General features: G+C 70.3%; 22 protein-coding genes. 12 read left to right on the top strand and 10 right to left on the bottom strand.

Annotated features, from left to right (window positions below; translation table 11 throughout):
* Positions 1–118 precede the first annotated feature (118 nt).
* From ACLQ2T_RS26050 to ACLQ2T_RS26020, 7 genes are all read left to right on the top strand, one after another.
* Complete coding sequence (locus tag ACLQ2T_RS26050; protein ID WP_425768988.1) at positions 119–958, top strand: ABC transporter ATP-binding protein; 840 nt, start codon at positions 119–121, stop codon at positions 956–958.
* Entirely contained in the window at positions 955–1,782 is an 828-nt protein-coding gene (locus tag ACLQ2T_RS26045) for an ABC transporter permease (RefSeq protein WP_425768987.1), read from the top strand. Before ACLQ2T_RS26050 ends, ACLQ2T_RS26045 begins: the two co-directional genes overlap by 4 nt.
* Entirely contained in the window at positions 1,779–2,990 is a 1,212-nt protein-coding gene (locus ACLQ2T_RS26040) for a sensor histidine kinase (protein ID WP_425768986.1), read from the top strand. Before ACLQ2T_RS26045 ends, ACLQ2T_RS26040 begins: the two co-directional genes overlap by 4 nt.
* On the top strand, positions 2,987–3,604 hold the full coding sequence (locus ACLQ2T_RS26035; protein ID WP_425768985.1) for a response regulator: 618 nt from the start codon (positions 2,987–2,989) through the stop codon (positions 3,602–3,604). Before ACLQ2T_RS26040 ends, ACLQ2T_RS26035 begins: the two co-directional genes overlap by 4 nt.
* A 100-nt stretch (positions 3,605–3,704) precedes the next feature.
* Complete coding sequence (locus tag ACLQ2T_RS26030) at positions 3,705–4,193, top strand: GNAT family N-acetyltransferase (protein WP_425768984.1); 489 nt, start codon at positions 3,705–3,707, stop codon at positions 4,191–4,193.
* A 36-nt stretch (positions 4,194–4,229) separates the two neighbouring features.
* A complete protein-coding gene (locus ACLQ2T_RS26025; protein ID WP_425768983.1) occupies positions 4,230–4,820 on the top strand; it encodes an HAD family hydrolase in 591 nt (196 codons plus the stop codon).
* A 364-nt stretch (positions 4,821–5,184) separates the two neighbouring features.
* Positions 5,185–6,249, top strand: a complete 1,065-nt coding sequence (locus ACLQ2T_RS26020) for a winged helix DNA-binding domain-containing protein (protein ID WP_425769024.1) — start codon at positions 5,185–5,187, stop codon at positions 6,247–6,249.
* Here ACLQ2T_RS26020 and ACLQ2T_RS26015 read toward each other — a convergent pair.
* Together ACLQ2T_RS26015 and ACLQ2T_RS26010 are read right to left on the bottom strand one after the other, a co-directional pair.
* Positions 6,233–6,646, bottom strand: a complete 414-nt coding sequence (locus ACLQ2T_RS26015; protein WP_425768982.1) for a hypothetical protein — start codon at positions 6,644–6,646, stop codon at positions 6,233–6,235. The two genes, ACLQ2T_RS26020 and ACLQ2T_RS26015, sit on opposite strands and share 17 nt — an antisense overlap.
* 108 nt (positions 6,647–6,754) lie before the next feature.
* A complete protein-coding gene (locus tag ACLQ2T_RS26010) occupies positions 6,755–7,990 on the bottom strand; it encodes a hypothetical protein (RefSeq protein ID WP_425768981.1) in 1,236 nt (411 codons plus the stop codon).
* A 337-nt stretch (positions 7,991–8,327) separates the two neighbouring features.
* On the opposite strand from ACLQ2T_RS26010, the gene ACLQ2T_RS26005 reads away from it, so the two are divergent.
* Entirely contained in the window at positions 8,328–10,034 is a 1,707-nt protein-coding gene (locus tag ACLQ2T_RS26005) for an L-lactate permease (RefSeq protein ID WP_425768980.1), read from the top strand.
* A gap of 13 nt (positions 10,035–10,047) precedes the next feature.
* On the opposite strand, the gene ACLQ2T_RS26000 is transcribed toward ACLQ2T_RS26005, so the two are convergent.
* The 5 genes from ACLQ2T_RS26000 to ACLQ2T_RS25980 all read right to left on the bottom strand — a co-directional run bounded on the left by ACLQ2T_RS26000 (position 10,048) and on the right by ACLQ2T_RS25980 (position 15,234).
* Positions 10,048–10,743 (bottom strand): class I SAM-dependent DNA methyltransferase, encoded by a 696-nt coding sequence (locus ACLQ2T_RS26000; protein ID WP_425768979.1) that lies wholly within the window; start codon positions 10,741–10,743, stop codon positions 10,048–10,050.
* A gap of 150 nt (positions 10,744–10,893) precedes the next feature.
* A complete protein-coding gene (locus ACLQ2T_RS25995) occupies positions 10,894–12,075 on the bottom strand; it encodes an ABC transporter ATP-binding protein (protein ID WP_425768978.1) in 1,182 nt (393 codons plus the stop codon).
* Positions 12,076–12,085: 10 nt separating this feature from the next.
* Positions 12,086–12,922 (bottom strand): carbohydrate ABC transporter permease, encoded by an 837-nt coding sequence (locus tag ACLQ2T_RS25990; RefSeq protein ID WP_425768977.1) that lies wholly within the window; start codon positions 12,920–12,922, stop codon positions 12,086–12,088.
* 1 nt (position 12,923) lies between these two features.
* Positions 12,924–13,925, bottom strand: coding sequence for a carbohydrate ABC transporter permease (locus ACLQ2T_RS25985; RefSeq protein WP_425768976.1), 1,002 nt, complete (start codon positions 13,923–13,925; stop codon positions 12,924–12,926).
* A gap of 28 nt (positions 13,926–13,953) precedes the next feature.
* Positions 13,954–15,234 (bottom strand): ABC transporter substrate-binding protein, encoded by a 1,281-nt coding sequence (locus tag ACLQ2T_RS25980; RefSeq protein WP_425768975.1) that lies wholly within the window; start codon positions 15,232–15,234, stop codon positions 13,954–13,956.
* A gap of 246 nt (positions 15,235–15,480) precedes the next feature.
* Between ACLQ2T_RS25980 and ACLQ2T_RS25975 the strand changes: the two genes are divergently transcribed.
* From ACLQ2T_RS25975 to ACLQ2T_RS25965, 3 genes are all read left to right on the top strand, one after another.
* On the top strand, positions 15,481–16,059 hold the full coding sequence (locus ACLQ2T_RS25975) for a DsbA family protein (RefSeq protein WP_425768974.1): 579 nt from the start codon (positions 15,481–15,483) through the stop codon (positions 16,057–16,059).
* 252 nt (positions 16,060–16,311) lie between these two features.
* Positions 16,312–16,743 (top strand): hypothetical protein, encoded by a 432-nt coding sequence (locus ACLQ2T_RS25970; protein WP_425769023.1) that lies wholly within the window; start codon positions 16,312–16,314, stop codon positions 16,741–16,743.
* A gap of 47 nt (positions 16,744–16,790) precedes the next feature.
* Positions 16,791–17,060 (top strand): hypothetical protein, encoded by a 270-nt coding sequence (locus tag ACLQ2T_RS25965; protein WP_425768973.1) that lies wholly within the window; start codon positions 16,791–16,793, stop codon positions 17,058–17,060.
* 77 nt (positions 17,061–17,137) lie between these two features.
* Here ACLQ2T_RS25965 and ACLQ2T_RS25960 read toward each other — a convergent pair whose 3' ends face one another.
* From ACLQ2T_RS25960 to ACLQ2T_RS25950, 3 genes are all read right to left on the bottom strand, one after another.
* A complete protein-coding gene (locus ACLQ2T_RS25960; RefSeq protein ID WP_425768972.1) occupies positions 17,138–17,698 on the bottom strand; it encodes a cysteine hydrolase family protein in 561 nt (186 codons plus the stop codon).
* A gap of 450 nt (positions 17,699–18,148) precedes the next feature.
* Complete coding sequence (locus ACLQ2T_RS25955) at positions 18,149–18,844, bottom strand: HAD family hydrolase (RefSeq protein ID WP_425769022.1); 696 nt, start codon at positions 18,842–18,844, stop codon at positions 18,149–18,151.
* A gap of 591 nt (positions 18,845–19,435) precedes the next feature.
* Complete coding sequence (locus ACLQ2T_RS25950; RefSeq protein WP_425768971.1) at positions 19,436–22,135, bottom strand: MGH1-like glycoside hydrolase domain-containing protein; 2,700 nt, start codon at positions 22,133–22,135, stop codon at positions 19,436–19,438.
* Positions 22,136–22,177: 42 nt separating this feature from the next.
* Between ACLQ2T_RS25950 and ACLQ2T_RS25945 the strand changes: the two genes are divergently transcribed.
* Complete coding sequence (locus ACLQ2T_RS25945) at positions 22,178–24,112, top strand: amylo-alpha-1,6-glucosidase (protein WP_425768970.1); 1,935 nt, start codon at positions 22,178–22,180, stop codon at positions 24,110–24,112.
* The last annotated feature ends 54 nt before the right edge of the window (positions 24,113–24,166 follow it).

Raw genomic sequence — 24,166 nt, 5'->3', positions numbered from 1 at the left:
TCGGCGTCTACCCGATGCTTGCGCCGACAAACACCGGCGTTGTCCACCGGTCGACGGACAACTCCTTTCCGTCCACCGGTCGTCCCGGACCCCGCAGGTGCACGCCGACGATCTAGGCATGACCCCTGACCCCGTCATCCGCGTACGCGGACTACGCAAGACCTACGGCGGCACCCTCGCCGTCGCCGACCTGGACCTGGAGGTCGCCGCCGGGGAGGTGGTGGCCCTGCTCGGTCCCAACGGTGCGGGCAAGACCAGCACCATCGAGATCCTGGAGGGCCACCGGGACCGGGACGCCGGTACGGTCAGCGTGCTGGGCCAGGACCCCGCGCACGCCGGCCTCGACTGGCGGGCCGGCATCGGCATCGTCACCCAGGACGGCGCGGACCTCGCCGAACTGACCGTCCAGGAGGCGGTACGCCACTTCGCCCGCTACTACCCGCACCCCCGTCACCCGGACGAGGTCGTCGAGCTGGTGGGCCTGACCGGCAAGGCCAGGGCCCGGGTGCGTACCCTCTCCGGCGGTCAACGCCGCCGCCTGGACGTGGCGATCGGTGTCGTCGGCAGACCCCGGCTGCTCTTCCTCGACGAGCCGACCACCGGCTTCGACCCGCAGGCCCGCCGACAGTTCTGGACCCTGATCCGGCGGCTGGCCCATGAGGAGGGGGTCACGATCCTGCTGACCACCCACTACCTGGAGGAGGCCGAGGCGCTGGCCCACCGGGTGGCGGTGCTCGTCGCCGGTCGGGTGGTCGCCGAGGGCACCCCGACCGCTCTGGGTGGCCGGGCCACCGCCCGCAGCGTGGTGATCTGGGCCGACGGCCGACAGGAGACCGAGGACCCGGCCGCCCTGGTCGCCGAACTGACCCGCCGCTACGGCGGCACCGTGCCGGGGCTGAGCGTCAGCCGACCCACCCTTGAGGACGTCTACCTGGACCTGATCGGGGCAGCCTCGTGACCGCCCTCCCCGACCTCGACCGCCGCCCCTCCCTGGCCCGGCTGGCGCTGCACCGCGCGGCGATCGAACTGACCGGCTTCCTCCGGGAACGCGACGCCGTGGTGTTCACCCTCGCCCTGCCGGTGGTGATCCTCACCCTGCTCGGCTCCATCGTGGACGGGGTCTACCCGGGCAGCGAGGTCACCTCCGCCCAGTACCTGGCACCCAGCATGATCGCCGCCGGAATCGCCTCGACCACCTTCATCAACCTGGGCACCGGCATCGCCGCCGACCGTGACGACGGCACCCTGCGCCGGCTACGGGGGGTGCCGATGCCCCCGGCCGCGTACCTCCTCGGCAAGGTGCTGATGGCGCTGGTGCTCACGATCGGCGAGACGGTCCTGCTGCTGGGCGTCGCGGTGGCCGCCTTCGACCTTCGGCTGCCCACCGAGCCCGCCCGCTGGCTCACCTTCGGCTGGGTGTTCCTGCTCGGGACCACCGCCTGCGCCCTGCTGGGCATCGCCGCCAGCAGCCTGGCCCGGTCGGCCCGCAGCGCCGCCGCGGTGATGAACCTGCCCTACCTGGTGCTGGCCTTCATCTCCGGGATCTTCTACACCCCGATCCGGGCACTGCCCGAACCGCTGATCACGGTGGGTTCGCTGTTTCCGCTCAAGTGGATGGCGCAGGGCTTCCGGTCGGTGTTCCTGCCCGACACCATCCTGAGCCAGGAGGTCGTACCCTCCTGGGAACACGGCCGCGTCGCGCTCGTGCTCGCCGCCTGGTGCATCGGAGGAATGGTGCTGTGCCTGACCACCTTCCGCTGGCAGGGCCGACGCGGCCGATGAGCGGGTCCACGACCTCACCGTTCACCGGGGCCGGCGTCACCACGGACGCCTGGGGTGACCGGTTCTGGCTCTGGGACAGCTACTTCGCCCTGACCGGTGTGGCCGTGGCGGTGGCGGTGACCACCCGCGGCGGGTGGTCACCGGGGGCCCGGATCGGCGTCCTGGCCCTGTTCCTCGCCCTGGCCGGCTGGTACGTCGGCTTCGGGCGGCGGCTGATGCGCGACGCCGTCGAGGACTGGCGCGGCTACCTGTACCTGGCCGGGGTGGTCGTGCTGTACGTGCCGGCGGTACTCCTCGACGGCAACGCCTCGTTCCTGCTGTTCGTGCTCTGCCCGCAGGCGTTCATGGTGCTCCCGGCCGTACCGGCGGTCAGCGCGGTACTGCTGCTCACCTCGGTACACGTCATCGTGCTGGCGGTCCGCCTGCCGGAGCTGGGCGAACTGACCGCCCCGCTGCTGATCGCCCTGCTGACCGTCTTCGTGGTCAGTGTGCTCGGGGTCTGGTCGCAACACACAGTGACCGAGAGCGGTCGCCGGGCCGAGCTGATCGCCCAGCTGGAACGCACCCGGGCTGAGCTGGCCGAGCTGTCCCGTCAGGCCGGGGTCGCCGAGGAACGCCAGCGGCTGGCCGCGGACATCCACGACACCGTGGCGCAGGGCCTGTCCAGCGTGGTGATGCTCATCCAGGCCGCCGAGGCGGACCTGGCGGACGACGCCACGCGGGCCCGCCACCACCTCGACCTGGCTCGGCAGACCGCCCGGGAGAACCTGATCGAGGTACGGACCCTGGTGGCCGCCCTGACTCCCACCCAACTCGACGGCGCCCCGCTGGAGCAGGCCCTGCACCGGCTGGCCGAACGGTTCACCCGGCAGAGCGCGGTGCCGGTCACCTGCACCACGGACCTGCCTGGCGGCTGGGTGGTCGGCACCGCCACCGAGGTGGTGCTGTTGCGTACCGCCCAGGAGGCGTTGACCAATGTCGGCCGCCATGCCGGTGCCACCTCGGTCGCCCTGCGGCTGCACCACGACGAGGGGCGGATCGTGCTGGACGTGACCGACGACGGGGTCGGCTTCGACCTGGCCGACGCCCCGGACAGCTACGGACTGCCCGGCATCCGGGCCCGGGTCGGACAGGTGCAGGGGTCGCTGACGGTCCGTTCGGCACCGGGTGCGGGCACCACGATCCGGGTGGAGGTACCGGGCCGGTGATCACCGTACTGCTGGTCGACGACCACCCGCTGGTCCGGGCCGGGGTGGCCGGCATGTTGGCCGCCGCCGAGGACATCGAGGTCGTCGGGGAGGCCGGGAGCGCCGCCGAGGCGGTCGCGGTCGCCCGGTCCCGGCGTCCCGAGGTGGTGCTGATGGACCTCCGGCTGCCCGACGGCGACGGGGTGAGCGCCACCGCCCAGATCCTCGCCGAGTCACCGGCCACCCGGGTGGTGGTGCTCACCACCTACGAGACCGACACCGACATCCTGCGGGCCGTCGAGGCCGGTGCGGCCGGGTACCTGCTCAAGGACGTCACCCGGGCCGACCTGATCGCCGCCGTACGCACGGCGGCCGGCGGGGGCACCGTGCTCGCCCCCTCGGTGGCCACCCGGCTGCTGCACCAGGTCCGCCGACCGGCCCGGGGCATGTTGTCCGCCCGCGAGGTGCAGGTGCTGCGGCTGGTCGGCCGGGGGTTGTCCAACGCCGAGATCGGCCGGGAGCTGCACATCAGCGAGGCGACCGTGAAGACCCACCTGCTGCGTACCTTCGCCAAGCTGGACGTCGCCGACCGGACCGCCGCGGTCACCACCGCCATGGCCGCCGGCCTGCTGTGAGCCGGGTGGGCTGCTTTGAGCCCGGTGGGCTGCGGTGAGCCGGGTGGGCTGCGCCGAAATCGCTGGCTCGGGGCCGGTGTCGTCTGACATCCTCGCGGCCATGGAGATCAGGATCGCGACGGCCGCGGACTGGCCGGGCATCTGGCCCTTCCTGCGCGACATCGTCGCGGCCGGGGAGACGTACACCTGGCCCCGCGAAATCGGTGAGGAACAGGCTCGCCGCATGTGGCTGGTGTCCCCACCCGGTCGTACGGTGGTCGCGGTCGACCCCGACGGCACCGTGCTCGGCTCGGCGAAGCTGACCCCCAACCAGCTCGGCCCGGGCGACCATGTGGCCAACGCCAGCTTCATGGTGGCCCCGTGGGCGGCCGGGCGGGGCATCGGCCGGGCCCTGGGCGCTCATGTGCTCGACCTGGCCCGCGCGGACGGCTACCGGGGGATGCAGTTCAACGCCGTGGTGGCCGGCAACACCCGGGCGGTGACCCTGTGGCGGTCACTGGGGTTCGAGGTGGTCGGGCGGATCCCGGAGGGCTTCCGGCGTCCCGACGACAGCTACGACGACCTGCTGGTGATGTACCAGCGGCTCTGATCCAGGGCCTCCGTACGGCCGGATAGCCTGGGCGGCGTGATGCTTCCCCTGCCCACCGGCGACTTCCAGGCGTACCTGTTCGACTGCGACGGCACCATCGTCGACTCGATGCCCCAGCACTACTCGGCGTGGCGGCAGGCCCTGGACGAGTGGGGCTGCCACTTCCCCGAGGAGTTATTCTACGCCTGGGCCGGTCGACCCACCGCCGACATCGTCGCCGCCCTCAACGAACAGCAGCGGCTGAACATGCCCCTGGAGGCCGTCATCGCCCGGCGGGAGGCGCTCTACCAGCAACTGCTGCCCACCGCGGCCGGCATCCCCGGGGTGCTGCACCACATCGACGACGCGCACGGCCGGATCCCCTTCGCGGTGGTCTCCGGCAGTACCCGCGAGGCCGTCACCGCCTCCCTCGGCGCGCTGGGCATCCTGGACCGGTTCGAGGTGCTGGTCTGTGCCGGCGACTACACCCGACCCAAGCCCGACCCGGAGCCCTTCCTGCGCGCCGCCGAACTGCTCGGCGTACCTCCGGAGGCCTGTCTGGTCTTCGAGGACGCCGACCTTGGGATCGAAGCCGCCACGGCCGCCGGCATGGCGGCGGTCCGGGTGCCGCAGCCCCGCCAGGGCTGAGCGGTGCGGCCGGGCCACCACCCGGGCTAGCGCCTTTGCTCAAGAGTTCCGCAAGGTGCCCTGCACATGGTTCTCGGCCGGAGTGGAAAGCGCCATCCTGAGAAGACGGGATCGGCGACTCTCATCGCCAACCCGCAGCGGCGAACCTGAACGGGGGATCGCGCTCCGCCACCAACGATGCTGGCGTAGCGCGATCAGGGGTGTACCCCGCGCGATCAGGGGTGCTGCGCGCCTGGATGCCGTGGCCCGCTGATGTCGGTGGCCCCTCCTATGCTGCGTGGACCACCAGCAAGGGAAGGCGGCCCATCTCGTGGCACCCACCGGTTCGACAGCGCTGACCGGCGCCGAGGCGCTCACCCTGCGGATGACCAGCCTGCTGCTGGCTCCCACCGCCACCGCACCCGCCACGGTGGCCGAGGTGGTGGAGTGGTTCGGCGCCATGCAGGCGCAGGACCTGGCCAGCGGCATGTGGTCATTGGGGGTACGACTGCCCGGGTCCACCCACGCGGACGTGCACGCCGCCCTGGAGCGTCGGGAGGCCCTGCGGACCTGGCCGATGCGCGGCACCATCCACCTGGTTCCGGCCCGGGACGCCCGCTGGCTGCTGGAGCTGACCGGCGTACGCGCGTTGGCCGGTGCCGCGAAGCGGCGGGAGTTCCTCGGCCTGTCCGAGGCCGAGGCCGACCGGGCGGTCGACGTGCTGGGCGAGGCGCTGGCCGGCGGCGGCCGGTTGACCCGCGCCGAGTGCATCGCCGCACTTGTCGCGGCCGGCATCGACGGCGCCGGCCAGCGCGGCTACCACCTGCTGTGGTACGCGGCCCAGCGCGGTGTCACCTGCATCGCCCCCAACATCGGCACCGAGCAGACCTTCGCGCTGCTCGACGAGTGGGCACCCGGCCAGCAGCGGCTCGACCGGGACGAGGCGCTGGCCGCCCTGGCGCTGCGCTACTTCCGCAGCCACGGCCCGACCACCCGGCAGGACTTCGCCGGCTGGACCGGCCTGACCGCCGCCGACGCGAAACGCGCCATCGCCGCCGCCGGTGACGATTTGGTCACCGTGCACGTCGACGGCACCGAGGCGACGCTGTACGCACCGACGCTGGACGCGCCCCGCGAGCCGGGAGACGACGTGCTGGTGCTGCCCGGCTTCGACGAGTACCTGCTCGGCTTCAAGGACCGCGCGCTGATGCTCGACCCCGAGCACAAGCAGGCGATCATTCCCGGCGGCAACGGCGTCTTCCAGGCCACGGTCGTGGTCGGTGGCCGGGTGGTCGGCACCTGGAAACGAAGCCTGGCCAAGACCCGCGTCACCCTGGCCGTGCGGCCCCTGGTCGACCTGGGAGCGGCCCGACGGGCGCAGGTCGAGCAGGCTCTCGGCCGGTACGCCGGCTTCCTCGCCCTGCCGCCCCGGGTCACCTGGAGCGATTGAACCGCGGGTACGGCGAGCCGACGACGGCGGTCATGCTGGCGAGGGCGGCCAGCACCGCGACCGGTCCGCCAGGTCCGAGCGACGGACGGACCGAAGGGACGACCGGGCCGAGGAACACGTTGGCGTAGTGGGTCATGACAACGACGGCGGCCACGATCGTGACGACACCGAGCCCACCCGCCACCAGCATCCGCCATCCTCGACGGCCCGGCCCGACGATCGTCCCCGCGGTGACAATGTTGAGCAAGGCGGCCGCGCCGACATACCAGGCCCACCCGGGAAACTCGGTGAGGCGTACGGCCCGGTCGCCGTACCAGGCCCAGGGCAGGCCGAATACCGCGATGAGGGTTCCTGCCGCGCCAGCGACGGCGGCGGCTCGAATGACCACCTTCGACATCACATCTTCCCACGGTATGCGGACCATGACGCGGGCACGGCACCGACCCTCGGTCGGTGCCGTGCCCGGTCAACCCGGCGGTGTCGGTGGCAGGACCTGCCAAGCCACCTACGACGTTTGCAGTGACAGGTTGAGCACCGTCAACACGGACGGGGTTTCCGTCCAGAGAATAAACTCGCCGGACCGTCCGGGATCCACATCGGTGTGGAATCCGCTCACGATTCCTCGACTCGTCAACACGCCATCGGAGCGAGTCGCCCAGACCGGCCCGCCGCTGTCACCCTTCGCGACCGCCGCGCAACCGGAGCACTGCCAGCCTTCAACCCCCAGTCGTACGCCCTTGCCGTCACCGAAGTCCCATTGGACGGCTTCGTTCGTCACCACGATATTGCAGCGGTTGGGGTAACTGGTGTACCCACTCTGGCACACGTACTCACCGTCCCATGAGTACTGAGCGGCACCGAAGTTGAATACGTAGTCGTCATTGACCCACACCTGGGACGACGCGTTCGCATTGATGATCGCCGCATCATGCGGATTGTTCTCCTGCTGGACCCGACCAATTCCCGTGCCACCCTGCGCTTCGATTCCGTTTCCGACGCTGAAGCAGTGCTCGGCGGTGACGAGATATTCGGCGTTGTAGGTCCGGTCACGAACACCAAAGGCCGATGTGCATTGGTATCCGGAGATGTTGACGTCGTGTCGGATAGGGATTCCCCCCTGCCAGGGAGCAGACGGACTGTGTCGGTCGGCAGGACGGACCGGACTGCCCTTGACGTACCGGATGTCCGCCGCGTCCAGAATGCTTGGCGACAAGGATCTCGACGCGTTCGAGGCCGCCCGAGCCGGATCGCTGGTGCGGACCTCCAGACCGCTGCCGTCGCTGAGCAGCACTATGGAGTAGACCTGCGCACCCACGCTCTTCCACTGCTTTGCCGCGTCCCAGATGCCCTTGCTGGCAGCCTCCATCTGGTGACGCGAGTACTTGGCCTTCCGTACCTCGATGGAGGTGGCACCCCGCTTGGTCGATGAGAGCGGACCGACGCCACGATCCAGCAGTAGCTGAGCCTGATCGAGGTCCGTCGCATACACAGTCACCCGATCGTTGGCCGGATCGACTCGCATTCCCGAGAAAATTGTGCGGTAGTCGCCATGGCCCAGCTCACCAATTGCCTGGGCCACCTCTGAGTGACGCATGAGCGAAGGTTCGCTGACCAGCTTTGCAAAGGCCCGATCAGGCGCTTTCGGATCGGCAGCGGATCGACCGGGAAGAGTGACGGCGGCGACCAGTACGACGAAGACAGAAATCGATGAGAGCATGCGTCGCCGCAGCAACTGCGCCATTTTCCCCCGCAAGCAAAGGCGACAGATATTTGCTGCCGACGATACCTGTCCGTACCGACCACTCGCAAGGTCGGGTGGATCGGACGATCCCGCAGACGCGAGAGCGCGGCTCAGGGCGACTGCGGTGACCGGCACCCGACGCGGCCCGAACAGCTCTCCGCCGGTCATCAACGACACACGACGATCCCGGCTCGGGGTGGGCCTCTGCCGCGGGGCGCGGAGATCTTGGCGGTCTTGTGCGCAAACAGCGCAATCACGAAGAAGACGCGGCGTGGTCGACCGAGCACACTGGGCGCACTCTCGTGCGGCGATCGGCCGGCCGACATGGTGCCCGGAGGTGCGTGTGTACCGCCCGATCCTGGACCCGCTCGCCGACTCGCTGGCGTTGAGCGCCCTCGTCGCCGGGCTGCCGATCGTCACGCTGTTCCTGTTGCTCGGCGTGCTACGGGTACGGGCGTGGCTGGCCGCGCTCGGCGCCCTGGCCGTCGCGCTGCTGGTCTCCGTCTTGGCGTACTCGATGCCGACCGGACAGGCGCTGCTCACCGCCAGCCAGGGCGCGACGTTCGCGCTGTTCCCGCTCGTGTGGACCTTCGGCACCGCCATCTGGATCTACCGGATGACCGTGACGAGTGGACACTTCGACGTGCTCCGGCGCTCGTTCGCCCGGGTCAGCGACGACCAGCAGGTGCAGGCGCTGGTGATCGCGTTCTGTTTCGGTTCGCTGTTGGAGGGGTTGGCCGGCCAGGGCACTCCGGTCGCGATCACCACGGTGATGCTGCTGGCGCTGGGCTTCAGTCCGATGAAGGCGGCCACGGTGGCGCTGGTGGCCAACACCGTGCCGGCCGCCTTCGGGCCGCTCGGCCTGCCGATCACCACCCTGGCCCGGGTGACCGACCTGCCCACGGGCGACCTGGGCGCGATGGCCGGACGACAGGTACCGGTGATCGCGCTGTTCATTCCGCTGCTGCTCGTCGGCATGGTCGGCGGTCGCCGAGGGCTGCGCCGGACCTGGCACATCGCCCTCGCCTGCGGTGTGTCGTTCGCGCTGGCCCAGTTCCTCACCTCGAACTATTTCGCGATGGCCCTGGCCGACATCGTCGCCGGGCTGGTCAGCGCCGTGGTGGTGACCGTGACCGCGCGACTGTGGCCCCCTCGACGCCACGTTGACCAGGTGACCGACGCCGACGGTCCGGCGGAACGCGGCACGCCGGCCACGTCGGGCACGCCAGGCGGACCGGGCGGACCGGCAGACCCTGCGGTGGCGGTCGCCAGTCGTACGGATGTGGCTTCGCAGCCGCCGGACACCTCCGGCGAGGTGTGGCGGGCGTACGCCCCGTACCTGGTGATCGTGGCGATCTTCGGTCTGTCGCAGGTGCCCGCGATCGCGGACGCGCTCAACGCGGTCACGGTGACGTTCAACTGGCCCGGACTGCACCTGCTGACCGTGTCGGGGACGCCGTCGACATTGCCGGTCTTCCGGTTCAACTGGCTCTCCTCCACCGGCACCCTGCTGGTGTTGGCCGGACTGGTGACGATGGCGCTCCTGCGGGTCACCCCACGCACCGCGCTGGTCGCGTACGGGCAGACCCTGGCCTCGCTGCGCTGGGCGATCCTCACCGTGTGCGGACTGCTGGCGCTGGCCTTCGTGATGAACGGCAGCGGGCAGACCGCGACGCTGGGCACCTGGATGGCCGGTGCCGGGGGCCTGTTCGCGCTGCTCTCACCGGTGCTCGGCTGGCTGGGGGTGGCGCTCACCGGCTCGGACACCTCGTCCAACTCGCTGTTCGGTGCCCTGCAGGTCACCGCCGCCCAGCGCGCCGGTCTGGACCCGGTGCTGCTCGCCGCGGCCAACGCCTCCGGCGGAGTGGTCGGCAAGATGATCTCGTTGCAGAACCTGACGATCGCGGCGAGCGCGGTGGGGCTCGACGGCCGCGAGGGCGACCTGTTCCGCCGGATGTTCGGCTGGAGCGTGGTGTTGATCTGCGCGATGGCCTTGCTGGTCGGTTTGCAGGCCACTCCGGTGCTGAGCTGGATGGTCCCGTAACGGCGGTACCGGGTCAGGCAGGCCCGGCCGAAGCCAGCAGGGCAGCGTGGTCGTCCCGCTCGGCTTCCCGGGCACGTCGTACCATCCGGCCGACCTCGCGTAGGCCGACCGCCGCAAGGTGGGCGGCGACCTGGTCGGGGCGGTAGCAGTGGCGTTCGAGCTGGATCTCGTGGCCGAACCGACGGTACGCCCCGGACACGTCGCGGATCTCCTCGCCGGACTGGAAGCCGACGAGCAGATGTCCGCCGGGGCGGAGTACCCGGGCGACCTCGGCGAAGATCTGCGCCTGACCGGCGGGCGGCGTGTGGATGATCGAATACCACAGCAGCACGCCGTCGAACCGGTCGTCCGGGTAGGGCAGCTCGGTCAACGAGCCCACCGCGAAGGCCAGGTCCGGGTTGTTCCGTCGAGCCATGGCGATCATGCCCGGCGACAGGTCGACGCCCTGGACCCGGCAGCCACGGTCGGCCAGGTAGCGGCTCATCCGGCCGGTGCCGCACCCCGCGTCGAGCACCCGTGCGTCGCCGCCGGACGGCACCGACTCGGCGAACGCGTCGACCATGGCGCGGTCGAGCGGCGCCTCCGCCCGGGTGTCCGAGAAGTGGGCGGCGTAGTCCTGCGCCACGGTGTCGTAGGCGCGCCGCACGCCGGCGTACCCGCCGGGGGGCGAGGGGACGGATTCACCGGGAGCCGGGGCCGTGGAACTCACGGCGGCATCATCGCACCAACGCCGCCACCCGCGCTGGCGACATCCCCGTCGCCGGGCGCGGGCGGCGGCGTCCGTAGGCCCGCCATGCACGCGTGTTAGCAGGGGGCCCTTCCTCTACCGCAGGCGTTAATAAGGTGCCCTTCCTTACATTCAGTCGGGCAGGGTGAGGTTGCGGCCGTTGGAGGGGTCGAACAGGTGCAGCTTCTCCAGGTTGAACCAGATGCGCCGGTCCTCCCCCTCGGTCACCGTGGACTCGGCCGACAGCCGGGTGACCAGGTTGGAGCCGGCACCGGCGAAGTCGGCGGCACCGGCGTCGGCGGCCAACTCCTCCAGTTCCGCAGCGGTGGCCCGGCCCCCTTCGACGGTCAGGTAGACGTACTTGTCCGAGCCCATCGACTCGACGATGTCCACCGGCGCGGTGAACTCCATGCCCTGGTCGCGGCTCTGCTCGTCGACCAGTTCGGCGTCCTCGAAGTGTTCGGGGCGGATGCCGAGGATCAGCTCCCGGGGAGCGTCGGCACCCTCCAACTCGCGGCGGATCCGGTCGCCGATCGGCAGGTCACCCAACGCCGTACGCAGGCGGCCCTCCTCGACCGTCGCGGGCAGGAAGTTCATCGAGGGTGAGCCGATGAAACCGGCCACGAAGAGGTTGTTCGGGTGGTCGTACAGTTCCTGCGGCGGGCCGACCTGCTGGATCGCCCCACCCCGCATGATCACTACCCGGTCGCCCAGGGTCATCGCCTCGGTCTGGTCGTGGGTGACGTAGACCGTGGTGGTGCCGAGCTTCTTCTGCAGGCGGGACACCACCGTACGCATCTGCACCCGCAGCTTGGCGTCCAGGTTGGACAGCGGCTCGTCCATCAGGAAGGCCTTGGGTTGCCGGACGATGGCCCGACCCATGGCCACCCGCTGGCGCTGGCCGCCGGAGAGGTTGGCCGGCTTGCGGTCCAGCAGGGAGGTCAACTCCAGGACCTTGGCGGCCTCATCCACCTTCCGGGTGATGGTCTCCTTGTCCAGCTTGGCCAGCCGCAGCGGGAAGGCCATGTTCTCCCGGACGGTCATGTTCGGGTACAGCGCGTAGGACTGGAAGACCATGGCGATGTCCCGGTCCCGGGGCGCCTTGTCGTTGACCCGCTGCCCGTCGATGCGCAGTTCACCGGAGCTGATGTCCTCCAGTCCGGCGATCATGTTCAGGGTGGTGGACTTGCCGCAGCCGGAGGGGCCGACCAGGATCACGAACTCGCCGTCGGCGATCTCCAGGTCGACGTCCCGTACCGCCGTGGTGCCGTCCGGGAACTTCTTGCTCACCTTGTCGAGCACGATGTCAGCCACGAGTACTCACCTATCCCTTGACGGCGCCGGAGGTCAGGCCGGAGACGATGCGGCGCTGGAAGAAGAGGACGAACAGGATGATCGGTACGGTGATCACCACGGCGGCGGCGCAGATGGCCCCGGTGGGGTCCTCGAACTGCGAGGCGCCGGTGAAGAACGACAGCGCCACCGGCACCGTGCGGGACCGCTCGGTGGAGGTCAGCGAGATGGCGAACAGGAAGTCGTTCCAGCAGAAGATGAAGACCAGGATGGCCGTGGTGAACAGCCCCGGCGCGGCCAGCGGGGCGATCACCCGCCGGAAGGCCTGCGCCTGGGTGGCGCCGTCCATTTTGGCCGCCTTTTCCAAATCCCAGGGGATTTGCTTGAAGAAGGCCGAAAGGGTGTAGATCGCCAGCGGCAACGCGAAGGTGATGTACGGCAGGATCAGGCCGGGCCAGGTGTCGAAGAGACCCAACTGCCGCTCGATCTCGAACAGCGGCGAGACCAGTGACACCTGGGGGAACATCGCGATCAGCAGGGAGACCCCGACCAGCAGCCGCTTGCCGGGGAAGTCCAGCCGGGAGATCGCGTACGCGGCCATCGCGCCGAGCACGACGGCGATCACGGTCGCGATCATCGCGATGCCGATCGAGTTGATCAGTGCCCGGACGAACTGGTCGGTGCCGAAGATGTTCCGGTAGTTGTCCAGGGTCCACTCCCGGGGGATGAACTTCCCGTCGGTGAGGGTGGCCGGGGTCTTGAACGACAGCGACATGATCCACAGCACCGGGATCAGGGCGAAGACGACCACGACGGCGTTCAGCAGGCCCCATTGCAGCTTGGCGCGGCGGGCGGTGGTGTCAGCCATGTCAACGCCTCTCCCCGTCGTCGCTGCCGGGGGCAGCGGTACCGAACAACTTCACGAAGACGAACGCGATGATCGCCACGGCGATGAAGATCAGCACCGACATGGTCGAGCCGATGCCGAGGTTGAGCCCCCGGATCAGGTTGTTGTAGGCGATCATCGACACCGACGAGGTCTCGTTGGCCCCGGAGGTCAGCACGTAGATGTTGTCGAAGACCCGGAAGGCGTCCAGGGTGCGGAACAGCAGCGCCACCAGGATGGCCGGCTTCATCACCGGCAGCATCACCTTGGTGAACCGCTGCCAGGCGGTGGCCCCGTCGGTGGAGGCCGCCTTGAGCAGGTCCTCCGGCACCAGGGCCAGGCCCGCCATCAGCAGCAACGCCATGAAGGGTGTGGTCTTCCAGATCTCCGCCAGCATGATGATCGCCAGCGAGCTGGCCCGCTCGGTCAACGGCGCCCCGTCGGAGAAGAGGTTGGCCAGGTAGCCGGTGCCGGGGGTCCAGGCGTACCGCCAGGAGAAGGCCGCGACGACCGTGACGATGCCGTACGGGATCAGGGCCGAGGTCCGCACGATGCCGCGGCCGACGAGCGTACGGTGCATGATCAGGGCCAGCCCCATGCCGAGCACCAGTTCCACGGCCACGGTGACCACCGTGATCAGCATGGTCACCCCGAAGGCCGTCCACCAGAACTCGTTGGTCAGCACGGTGACGTAGTTCTGCAGGCCGACGAACTCCCGTTCGGCGGGGAAACGCAGGTCGTAGCGCTGCAACGACAGCCACACCGAGTAGAGGATCGGGTAGGCGGTCACCGCGATCATGACCAGCGCGGCCGGGGCGCACAGCAGCAGACCCAGCCGACGCTCGGCCCGCTTGTTCTCGCTCAACGGCGTCCTGCGCCGCCGGTTGTTCCGCTGCGCGGGGACCGCGGCGTGCCGACCCTCGGTGCGGGTGTCGGTCCCGTCGGCGGCCACGTCCGCGCCCGCCGGGGTGGCGTTGACACTCATGCCCGCACCCCCGTGTGGTGTCGCCGGCTCATGGCAGGACCCCCTTGGACTCCAGGGCGTCGGCGATCGCCGCACGCAGTTCCTTCGCGGTGTTCTGCGGGTCGATCGCCGCCGGCGGCGACAGGATCGCCGAGGTCACCGTGGAGATGCTCTGGTACGCCGGGGTCAGCGGCCGGACGGCCGGATCCCGCAACTGTTCGAGGATGGTCTCCTTCATCGGGTACGCCTCGTCCATCTCCGGGTCGTCGTAGACGCTCTCGATGGTCGGCGGCACCCCGTCGTTGATCGCGGAGAACTTCTGGTTCTCCGCGTTGCGCAGGCACTTGGCCGCCTCGAAGGACTCTTCAGGATGCTTGGAGTACCGGCTGACGGCGAGGTTGACCCCGCCGATGGTCACCCGGCTCGGGGTGTCCCCGTCGACCCCCGGCACCCGGGCCCAACCCACCTGCTCGGCGAGCTGCGGGTTGGCCTCCTGCATCGCCGGGTAGACGAACGGCCAGTTCACCTGGAACGCCCCGGAGCCGGACTGGAACTCCAGCCGTACCGGGTCCTCGGTGGCGTTGCTGAACGACGGCGAGGCCACCCCCGAGGTGGCGAAGGTACGCAGCACCTCCAGGGCCCGCACCGCCCCGTCGTCCACCACGGCCTCGGTGCCGTCCTCGTTGAGCAGGTTGCCGCCGGCACTGGCCACGAGGGTGTTGTAGAGCACCACCAGGCCCTCGTACTGGGCCCCCATGGTGAGCACCTGGTGCGGCTTGCCCTGTTCCTTGAGCCCCTGCGCCGTCGAGATCATCTCGTCCCAGCTGGTCGGCGGCTCCGGCACCAGGTCCTTGCGGTACCACAGCAGCTGCACGTTGGTGTTCTTCGGCGCCCCGTAGAGCTTGTCCTCGTACCGCGCGGTCTCCAGCGGGCCCTCAAGGGTGCCCTCCTCCACCTCGGCGCGGTCCTTGTCGGTCCACTCCCGGATCCACTTCGCGCCGGCGAACTCCTGGGTCCAGGTCACGTCGAGACCGAGCACGTCCATGCCGTCGTCGGAGGCGGCGAGCCGTCGCACCAACTGCACCCGCTGCTCGTCGGCCTCCCGCGGCAGCACCCGGTTGACGATCCGGTAGCGCCCGGCGGCCTCGGTGTTGCACCGGTCCACCACCTGCTGAAGGTTCTGCTCCGGCGGGTAATAAAGATTGATCACGGGTACGCCGGTGTCGTCGCCTGAGGCACAGGCCGCCAGCGGCGCCATCACCGTCAGCGCCGCGGCGGCAGCCGCCACACGTACGCGGGGTCGGCGCCGGCCCTCGTCCGGGTCATTCATGTCGGCATCCCCCTCCCCCTCCTCCTAGGTGGGCCAACATCCGGGGAGGGTTCCGTGCCCCGGCGCACGGCGAGACGGTCAGGGCCTGTGACCTGCTGGTTTCCGGGCCCGACGTGTCGTGCCAGCAACACTGCCCGACCTGCGGAGGCGCGAAACCTGACCCAGGTGAGCCGACATCGACAGCCGCCTCGGTGGCCCAGATCACACCCGACCGGAGCCCGTACCGCCCGGCGCTACCCTCGGACGATGGATGCGACCTTCTTCTTCGACCCTGCCTGCCCGTGGACCTGGCGAAGCTCCCGCTGGCTGGTGGCCGTCGCCGAGACACGTGGCCTGAGCATCGAGTGGCGGGCCTTCAGCCTGAGCATCCTCAGCGGCGGCAACATCCCCCCGGAGTACGCCGATGCGGTGGCCGCCTCCGGTCGGGCGTTGCGGCTGGTCGAGGCACTGCGGGCCGAGGGCCGCCACGCAGACGCCGGCCGGTTCTACACCGAGTTGGGCACCCGCACCCACGACGCCGGGAATCCGCCGAGCGGCAAGCTGGTGGAATCGGCCGTCGAGGCGGCCGGGCTCGACGACATGGTCGCCGCCCTCGACGACGAACGCTGGGACGAGGCCGTCCACGCCTCCCACGCCGAGGCGTACGCCTCCGCCGGTCCGGACATCGGCTCACCGGTGCTCATGGTCCCCGGCGCCGACCGAGGCATCCACGGCCCGATCCTGACCGAGGTGCCCGGCACCGAGGACGCGCTGACCATCTGGGACAACATGCTCCCCCTGATGCGCATGCCGTCCTTCCACGAGATCAAACGCGGCCGCCACTGACCTTCACCGGGATCTCGACCGGGATCTCGTGCAACTTCGGGGAAGATGTCGCCTCGCCACGCCGGCAGGGACATCTTCCCCGAAGTTGTCTGACCCACTAGCGTTGAACGCGCATCGCCGTCAGCGCGTACGCCGTCGCCGTCGATACGCCACCGGCCGACCCCGATCCGCCCGATCGGTTGGTTCTCCCGCGAACAGCGCACCGCCGCACCGATTGGGCAGGATCATCTCCAACGAGGAGGTGCCGTCGTGGTGCAGGACACCCGCGCTCTCACCCTGACCTTCGAGGTGAGCGGCCTGCCACCGGTCAAAACCGAGGCGTTGTCCATCTTCGCCGCCGGGCACCGGCAGGCGACCAGGGTACGCGCGCTGCTCCAGGCTGCCTGCGAGGCGGCGCAGCGTACCGGCTGGACCCCACTGTCCGGCCCGATCGAGGTGGACCTGACCCTGCGCTGTCCACCCGGGCGTCGCACCTCCGACGCGAGCACCCTGTTGGGTGGAGTGTGCGCGGTGTTGCAGGACAAGAAGCGGGTCGCCAACATCGGGCTGGCCCACCTCGGAGTCCTGGTCGATGTCGCCGTCTACGGCGACGACAAGCAGATCCGCCGGCTCTCGTACGCCGAGGAACCCGCCGAGGAGTTCTCGTACCAGGTTCGCGTCGCGGCCGTACCAGAGGCGGTTTGACCGACGGCCGCGGTGGGGTACCGCAGCCGCCGACGAAGGGAGCGCCGATGTCGGAGCCACATGTCACGCTGGAACCCCGTGACCCGGTGCAGGAGAAGCTGCGCGGGCCGCTGGAGCAGCAGCTGACGTCGGCGCTTCAGGCAGCAATCGACCGGGTCCGCGGCCAGTACGCCGGGGAGCCGGTCGAGTTGGTCTGCCAACGACTGCTGGACGAGACCCGAGTCGGGCTACACCCCGACATCGCCGCCGGCTTCCAACCCGACATGGACGAGTTCTGCCGGGTCGCGGTCGCCATCGTGCGGGGCGAGGCCCCCTGAGACGACGCGCCCGGCCGGCGGTGTGGCTGCGGCGGGAACGAAGCTTTGCGGGCCCGTCGGCGCCGGGCAGCCGGCGTTCAGGGCGCGGTGGCGAAGGTGGCCTCGGCCGTGGTGACCGTGCCGGCGGTGCGGCCCGGGGCGGAATGGTGCGCCCAGTACAGGTTGGTGTGGGCGATGACCTGCGCCGGCGGGGGTGCACCCCAGGCGGTGAGATCTTCCGTGGTGTGCGCGTCGCTGACCAGTGTCGCGTCGTAGCCCCGCACGAACGCCCCGTGCAGGGTGGAGCGGATGCACACGTCGGTCTGTGCTCCGCTGACCACGAGCCGACCGACGCCGAGCCCCGCCAGGACGGCCTCCAGGTCGGTCGCCTCGAAGGAGTCGGCGTAGCTCTTCTCCACAAGTGGCTCGGTGTCGTCCCGGGTCAGTTCCGGGACGATCCGCCAGTCCTCACTGCCCCGGGCCAGCCCCTTGTCGGAATGCTGGATCCAGACCACCGGCACGCCCTCCTGACGTGCACGGTCGATCAGAACGGCGATGTTGGCGACGACCTCGTCCCGTCGGGTCGCCGTGGCGACGACCCCGTTCTGCACGTCGATGACGAGCAAGGCGGTGTGCGGCCGGTTCTCCAGAGTGGTCACGACTCCCCCGTCGGATAGATGTGTGGCCACACTAGATGGGGGGTCCGACAGAACGGCGCAGGCATCGCCGCCCCTCCGTCGTCCAGGTGCGGGGCGCTTCGGCGACCCGGGGGCACCCTCCCCGCGTGCCCCGGGCCGGGTCAGGACCGGATCCGCACGCCCCGGCCCTGACCCCAAGCTCGGCGTGGCAGCGGCCAACCGATGCCCTGGTCCGGTCCATCGACCGTCGCCAGGGCGGCGGGCGGCGCGCCCGCACTCAGCTCCACGGTGCCCACACCGAACTTCGGTGTCGCGACCGACCCCTGGCGAATCGCGACACCGCAGGGGAGGTTAGGTGGCCCGAAGGCGGCCCGGGCCCGCCCGACCGGACGATTACCAGCAGGGTGCAAAAGCCGCCGGAGGTGGTAACAGCACGCAGGCCGCCAGCGCTGATCGAAATCGGGCCGTACCTCAGAAGTGGTGCAGCAGTTCCGGGAAGGCCCGCAGGTGCAGTACCCCCTCGTCCGCCGGGTCCAGTTCGTCGTGCTCCAACACCCAGGTGTTGGCGTTCGGGATGAACACGGCACGCCAACCGGCGGCGCGGGCCGGCAGGATGTCCGAGCGCGGCGAGTTACCGATCATCCATGCCCGAGTCGGGTCGATCCCGTGTTCCCGGACCAGCCACCGGTAGGTGTCGACGTTCTTCTCCGACACGATGTGGGCGGCCGTGAAATGGTGCAGCAGCCCGCAGGCATCCAGCTTGCGCTGCTGCTCCTCGCGTTCGCCCTTGGTCAGCAACAGCAACTCGTGGCGGCCGGCCAACTCGTCCAACGCGGTGGCCACCCCGGGCATCAACTCGACCTGGTGGTTCACCAGCGCCATCGCCAACTCGTCGATCTCGTGTTGCTCCGCCATGGTGGCCGGTCGCTCCCGCAGTCGCTCCAGGCACTCCCGCAGACTGCGCAGGAAGACCTTGCTGCCGTACCCGTGGGCGACCGCGTTGGCCCGCTCGATGTCATCCAGGACACCCCGGATCTGCACCCGGTCCAGCGTCGGATGATCGAGCCAGGCCAGGAAGTCGTCGATCACCCGCTCGAAGACGACGTTGTTCTCCCACAGCGTGTCGTCGGCGTCGAACACCAGCACCCGCCCCGGTTCGACCCCCATCACCTCACCAGTCACCCCGCGACTCTAAACACCCCCACCCCTCCCCCACGACCCAATAACCCCACCCCCTCCTGCTCCCCCTCCCTCCCCCATCCCGCCTCGTCTTCCGCCCCGCTATCCGCCGCGATCTTGCACTTTTTGCCTCCACAAAAGCTTCAAACAGGGGCATATAGGCGACCAAAAGTGCAAGATCGACGGGCAGGGGGTGGGGATGGGTTGGGGAGGGCGGGGAGGTGGCGGCTGAGGGGCTTGGCTGGTCGTGGGCCTCGGGGCGGAGTCGGCCGCGAGGGGGCATCACCAAGCCGCGAGGCCGCTCCACGCACCCAGCGTGATCAACGAACTCGCCGTTTCGGCGGAATGGCGGTATCGCGGGCGCCGGGATACCGCCATCGCGGCGTAACGGCGTAGGCAAGCGGCCCGGCCAGCCAGCAACGCACGCGACGCGGGCCAGCAGCATGGCCAAGTGGCGCGGGCGGGGCAGGCAAGCGGCGCCGGCAGACAGCGCGAGCGGGCCGGTGCCGGGGGTCGGGGGTCGGGGGTCGGGGGTCGGGGGTCGGGGGTCGGGGGTCGGGGGTCGGGGGTCGGGGCAGGCTAGCGGCGGAGGGTGAGGATCAGGTCGGCTACCAGGGCGGTCCAGCCGGTCTGGTGCCAGGCACCCAGGCCGGCGCCGTTGTCGCCGTGGAAGTACTCCGGGAAGGCGATCAGGTCCCGCCAGTCCGGGTGGGTCTGGAACAGTTGGGCCGCCCCGTAGATCGGCCGGCGTCCCCAGTCGTCGCGGGTGAACAGGGCGATCAGCCGGGCGGAGAGGTCGTCGGCGATCTCGTCGAGGGTCTTCTTCACTCCGGAGCGGGTCGGGTATTCCACCTGGAGGTCGTCGCCGAAGAAGGCCGCGTGATCGCGCAACGCGCTGATCAGCAGGAAGTTCGTCGGCATCCAGATCGGGCCGCGCCAGTTGGAGTTGCCGCCGAACAGGCCGCTTGTCGACTCGGCCGGCTCGTAGCCGACGGAGAACTCCTGGCCGCCGAGGGTGACCGTGAAGGGCTTGTCCAGGTGGGCGCGGGAGAGGGTACGCAGGCCGTACTCGGAGAGGAACTCGTCGGTGTCCAGCATCCGGGCGAGCAGCCGGACGATCTGTTCCGGGCCGCACATGGACAGTAGTCGCTGCTGGCGGCCGTCCGGGCCGATCCGGCGGGCGCCGATGACCGAGGCGTACTCGGGGCGGTTGGTGAGGAACCAGCGCAGCCGGGCGCCCAGTTCGGGCAGCCGGTGCAGGGTGCGTGCGGGCAGCCGGGTCACCGCGGCCAGTGGCAGCAGCCCGACCACCGAACGGACCTTCAGCGGGACCTTGGTGCCGTCGGCCAGCCGCAGCACGTCGTAGAAGAAGGCGTCCTCCTCGTCCCAGAGTCCCTGGTCGTACGCGGCTGCGGCGATGTACGCGAAGTGTTCGAAGAACTTCGTCGCGGTGTCCACCCAGGTCCGGTCGTGCTCGGCCAACACGATGGCGATGTCCAGCAGGTTGAGGGCGTACATCGCCATCCAGCCGGTGCCGTCGGACTGCTCCAGCACCCCGGCCACCGGCAGGGCCGCCGACCGGTCGAAGGGGCCGACGTTGTCCAGCCCGAGGAAGCCGCCCTCGAAGACGTTGTTGCCGCCGGTGTCCTTGCGGTTGACCCACCAGGTGAAGTTCATCAGCAGCTTGTGCATCATCCGGGCCAGGAAGTCGTGGTCCCGGCTGCCGTCGATCTCGAACACCTTCAACGCGGCCCAGGCGTGCACCGGCGGGTTGACGTCCCCGAAGGCCCACTCGTAGGCCGGGATCTGGCCGTTGGGGTGCAGGTACCACTCGCGCAGCAGGAGCAGCAGTTGCTCCTTGGCGAAGCCGGGGTCGACCCGGGCGATGCTCACGCAGTGGAAGGCCAGGTCCCAGGCCGCGTACCAGGGGTATTCCCAGGGGTCCGGCATGGAGATGACGTCGAAGCTGGTCATGTGCGCCCAGGCGCTGTTGCGCCCGTGCCGGCGCCCGGCCGGTGGGGTGGAGCCCGGGTCGCCCTCCAACCACCGTTTGACGTCGAAGTGGTAGAACTGCTTGCCCCACATCAGCCCGGCGATGGCCTGCCGGGCGATGGCGGCCTCGTCGGCGCTGGCCTGCTCGGGGATCACTCCGGCGAAGTAGTGGTTCGCCTCGGCCCGCCGCGCCCACACCACGGTCTCGAAGTCGTCACCCAGGTCGGCCGAGGGCGGGTCGCCGTCGCCGGGCGGCGGAGCGGTACGGGTCAGCCGCAACCGGATCTGCCGCTGCGCCCCGGCCGGCACGTCCAGCACGTAGTGCAGCGCCCCCTTGGTGCCGGTCAGCTCCGGGTTGACCGTGTCGGCCCCGGTCACCACGTGGTCGTTGATGCCGTCCTTCGGGTACGGGGTGCGGCTGGGCAGCCCCCAGAGCCGTTCGGCGTTGCTGTCGTTGTCGCACAGCAGGGGGGTCGGGTCACCGTCACCTTCCAGCACGATCTGCCCGAGCACCCAGTGCTCGCCGACCAGCCGTCGGCCCTGCCCGACCAGGCGGGGCACCCGCTCGTCCGTGCCGGGCAGCCCCCAGCCCCAGGTGTTGCGGAACCACAGGTGCGGCAGTACGTGCAGCCGCTCCGGCTCCGCCCCCCGGTTGGTCACGGTCACCGTGATGCACAGATCCGTCGGGCCGGCCTTGGCGTAGTCGACCGTCACCGCCCAGTACCGGTCGTCGTCGAAGATGCCGGTGTCGACCAGCTCGTACTCGGTGTCGTCCCGGCCGCGCAGCCCGTTGACCGCGACGAGTTCGTCGTACGGGAAGGCGGCCTGGGGGTAGTGGTAGCGCCAGCGCATCCAGGAGTGGGTCGGCGTGGAGTCCTCGTACCACCAGTACTCCTTGACGTCCTCGCCGTGGTTGCCGCCGTCGCCGCCGAGGCCGAACATCCGCTCCTTGATGATCGGATCGCGCCCGTTCCACAGCGCCAGGGCGAAGCAGAAGGTCTGCCGGTCGTCGCAGACGCCCGCCATGCCGTCCTCGGACCACCGGTAGGCTCGGGACCGCGCGTGGTCGTGGGGGAAGTAGTCCCAGGCTGTGCCGTGCTCGCTGTAGTCCTCCCGTACCGTCCCCCACGCCCGTTCGGACAGATAGGGACCCCATGCCCGCCAGTCCTGCTCACCGGCATCGGCCTGGGCCAGCCGGACTCGTTCGGCGTCAGGGGCGGAGGGCGAACCGTCAATGATCACCTTTACATCTTGGATGCCGCTGGGGTACTTCACCACAGCGACCATTGTCGTCGTGTCGTGTTACACCTCGCCGCCGGTGGAGGAAAGTTGATCGAGATTCGCTTCGGTACCCAGGTCTGCGGTGAGCTGACCAGCGCCGCCAGTCGGGAGTGGCTGCTGGCCGACGGCCTCGGCGGATACGCGATGGGCACAGTCGCCGGGCTGCGTACCCGCCGGTATCACGGGCTGTTGGTGGTACCGGGGGAAACCCCGGCCTCCCGCAAGGTGGGACTGGCCAGTCTCGATCCGGCCGTGGTGCTGCCCTCAGGCGCCCGGGTACGCCTGGGTGCCCACGAGTGGGCCTCCGGCGACGTGGACCCGCGCGGGTTCGAGTTGCTGGAGGGGTTCGACCTCACCGACGGGCTGCCCCGCTGGCGGTGGCGCATCGGCGAGGTGGTGATCGAACGGGAGCTGGCCATGCTGCACGGCCGCTCCTGTGTGGCGGTGGTGCACCGGTTGGTCAGCGGCGGGCCGGTCGAGCTGGAACTGGCCGCCGCCTGCACCTGGCGCGACGCGCACGGCGAGCGCCGGGCCGACGGGCCGCCCCTGCGGATGGACCCGGTCGAGGGTGGGGCGGTGATCGAGGGGGCGTACCGGCTCTCCGGGCCGGGCTGGACCCCGCAGGGCCACTGGTGGCAGGGCGCCTACCACCGGGAGGAGGCCGCCCGGGGCCTGCATCCGGAAGAAGATCTCTGGTACGCGGGCCAGTTCCGCGACCTGCTGCGGCACCCCGGCGACACGGTGTCCGTGCTGGCCTGGGCCCAGGACCCCGACTCGGCCCCGCCGTCCGCCGTCGAGGTGGTCGCGGCGGCCCGGCGACGCAACCGGGAGGTGGTGGCGGCGGCCAAGCCGGCCGACGACGTCGCGGCCACCCTGGCCCTGGCCGCCGACGCCTTCGTGGTGCGGACGAACGACTCGCCGGTGGAGGTGGTCGCCGGCTACCCCTGGTTCGGTGCCTGGTCCCGGGACACGATGATCTCCTACGAGGGGTTGTTCCTCTGCACCGGCCGTGCTGACCTGGGCCGGGAACTGCTGCGCAGGTACGCGGCGACCCTGTCGGAGGGGATGCTGGCCAACACGGCCGACACCGGCCGGGTGGAGTACAACACCGTGGACGGCACCCTGTGGTTCCTGCACGCGGTCAGCCGGCACGTCACCGTCACCGGTGACACCGACCTGGGGGACGAACTGCTGCCGGCGCTGCGTGGGGTGGTCGACGCCCACCTGACCGGCACCCGGTACGGCATCGCTGTCGACCCGGCCGACGGGCTGCTCACCTCCGGGGCCCCCGGGGCCGCCCTGACCTGGATGGACGCCCGGGTGTACGGGGTGCCGGTCACCCCCCGGCACGGCAAGCCGGTCGAGGTCAACGCCCTGTGGATCAACGGGGTGGCCGGGGTCGCCGAGCTGACCGAGTTGGCCGGGCAGGACGCCGAGGGGCTGCACCGGCTGCACGAGCAGGCGGTCGAGGCCTTCCGGCGGCGCTTCCCCGCCCCGGCCGGTTGGCTGCACGACGTGGTCGACGCGCCCGCGCCCGCGTACCCCCTGGGGGGTGCGGCCGTCCACGACGACGACCTGCTGCGACCCAACCAGTTGCTGGCCTGGTCGTTGCCGAACGCGCCGTTGCGGCCGGACCCGCAGGCGGTCGGTCTGGTCGGTGCGGGGTTGCTCACCCCCCTGGGTCTGCGCAGCCTCTCCCCGGACTGCCCCGGCTTCACCGGACGGCACCGGGGCGGGCCGGCCGAGCGGGACAGCGCCTACCACCAGGGCACCGTCTGGCCGTGGCTGATCGGTCCGTACGCCGACGCCGGCCGCCGGGCGGGCCTGCCGGTGGCGGAGCTGTTCACCGGCCTGGAGGCGCACCTGCGCGAGTACGGCCTCGGCTCGGTAAGCGAGACCGCCGACGGCTCGGCACCGCACACCGCCACCGGTTGCCCCTTCCAGGCCTGGTCGGTGGCGGAACTGCTGCGGGCCCGCCGGTGACACGCACCGACGGGCCCGTCGCATAGCTGAACGCGAGGTTGGTGGGACGCCCCT

The sequence above is a fragment of the Micromonospora sp. DT229 genome (genome assembly GCF_049844505.1).
Lineage (GTDB): Bacteria > Actinomycetota > Actinomycetes > Mycobacteriales > Micromonosporaceae > Micromonospora.
Note: the sequence above shows the minus strand (reverse complement) of the source record. Positions and strands in the feature narration are given on the sequence as shown.

What these genes read in the sequence shown, in the direction of transcription:
- ACLQ2T_RS26050 (WP_425768988.1), top strand. Translation starts at nt 119, where the DNA reads ATGACCCCTGACCCCGTCATCCGCGTACGCGGACTACGCAAGACCTAC.
- ACLQ2T_RS26040 (WP_425768986.1), top strand. Translation starts at nt 1,779, where the DNA reads ATGAGCGGGTCCACGACCTCACCGTTCACCGGGGCCGGCGTCACCACG.
- ACLQ2T_RS26030 (WP_425768984.1), top strand. Translation starts at nt 3,705, where the DNA reads ATGGAGATCAGGATCGCGACGGCCGCGGACTGGCCGGGCATCTGGCCC.
- ACLQ2T_RS26020 (WP_425769024.1), top strand. Translation starts at nt 5,185, where the DNA reads ATGACCAGCCTGCTGCTGGCTCCCACCGCCACCGCACCCGCCACGGTG.
- ACLQ2T_RS26015 (WP_425768982.1), bottom strand. Translation starts at nt 6,646, where the DNA reads ATGTCGAAGGTGGTCATTCGAGCCGCCGCCGTCGCTGGCGCGGCAGGA.
- ACLQ2T_RS26010 (WP_425768981.1), bottom strand. Translation starts at nt 7,990, where the DNA reads ATGGCGCAGTTGCTGCGGCGACGCATGCTCTCATCGATTTCTGTCTTC.
- ACLQ2T_RS25990 (WP_425768977.1), bottom strand. Translation starts at nt 12,922, where the DNA reads ATGGCTGACACCACCGCCCGCCGCGCCAAGCTGCAATGGGGCCTGCTG.
- ACLQ2T_RS25985 (WP_425768976.1), bottom strand. Translation starts at nt 13,925, where the DNA reads ATGAGTGTCAACGCCACCCCGGCGGGCGCGGACGTGGCCGCCGACGGG.
- ACLQ2T_RS25980 (WP_425768975.1), bottom strand. Translation starts at nt 15,234, where the DNA reads ATGAATGACCCGGACGAGGGCCGGCGCCGACCCCGCGTACGTGTGGCG.
- ACLQ2T_RS25975 (WP_425768974.1), top strand. Translation starts at nt 15,481, where the DNA reads ATGGATGCGACCTTCTTCTTCGACCCTGCCTGCCCGTGGACCTGGCGA.
- ACLQ2T_RS25965 (WP_425768973.1), top strand. Translation starts at nt 16,791, where the DNA reads ATGTCGGAGCCACATGTCACGCTGGAACCCCGTGACCCGGTGCAGGAG.
- ACLQ2T_RS25955 (WP_425769022.1), bottom strand. Translation starts at nt 18,844, where the DNA reads ATGGGGGTCGAACCGGGGCGGGTGCTGGTGTTCGACGCCGACGACACG.
- ACLQ2T_RS25950 (WP_425768971.1), bottom strand. Translation starts at nt 22,135, where the DNA reads ATGGTCGCTGTGGTGAAGTACCCCAGCGGCATCCAAGATGTAAAGGTG.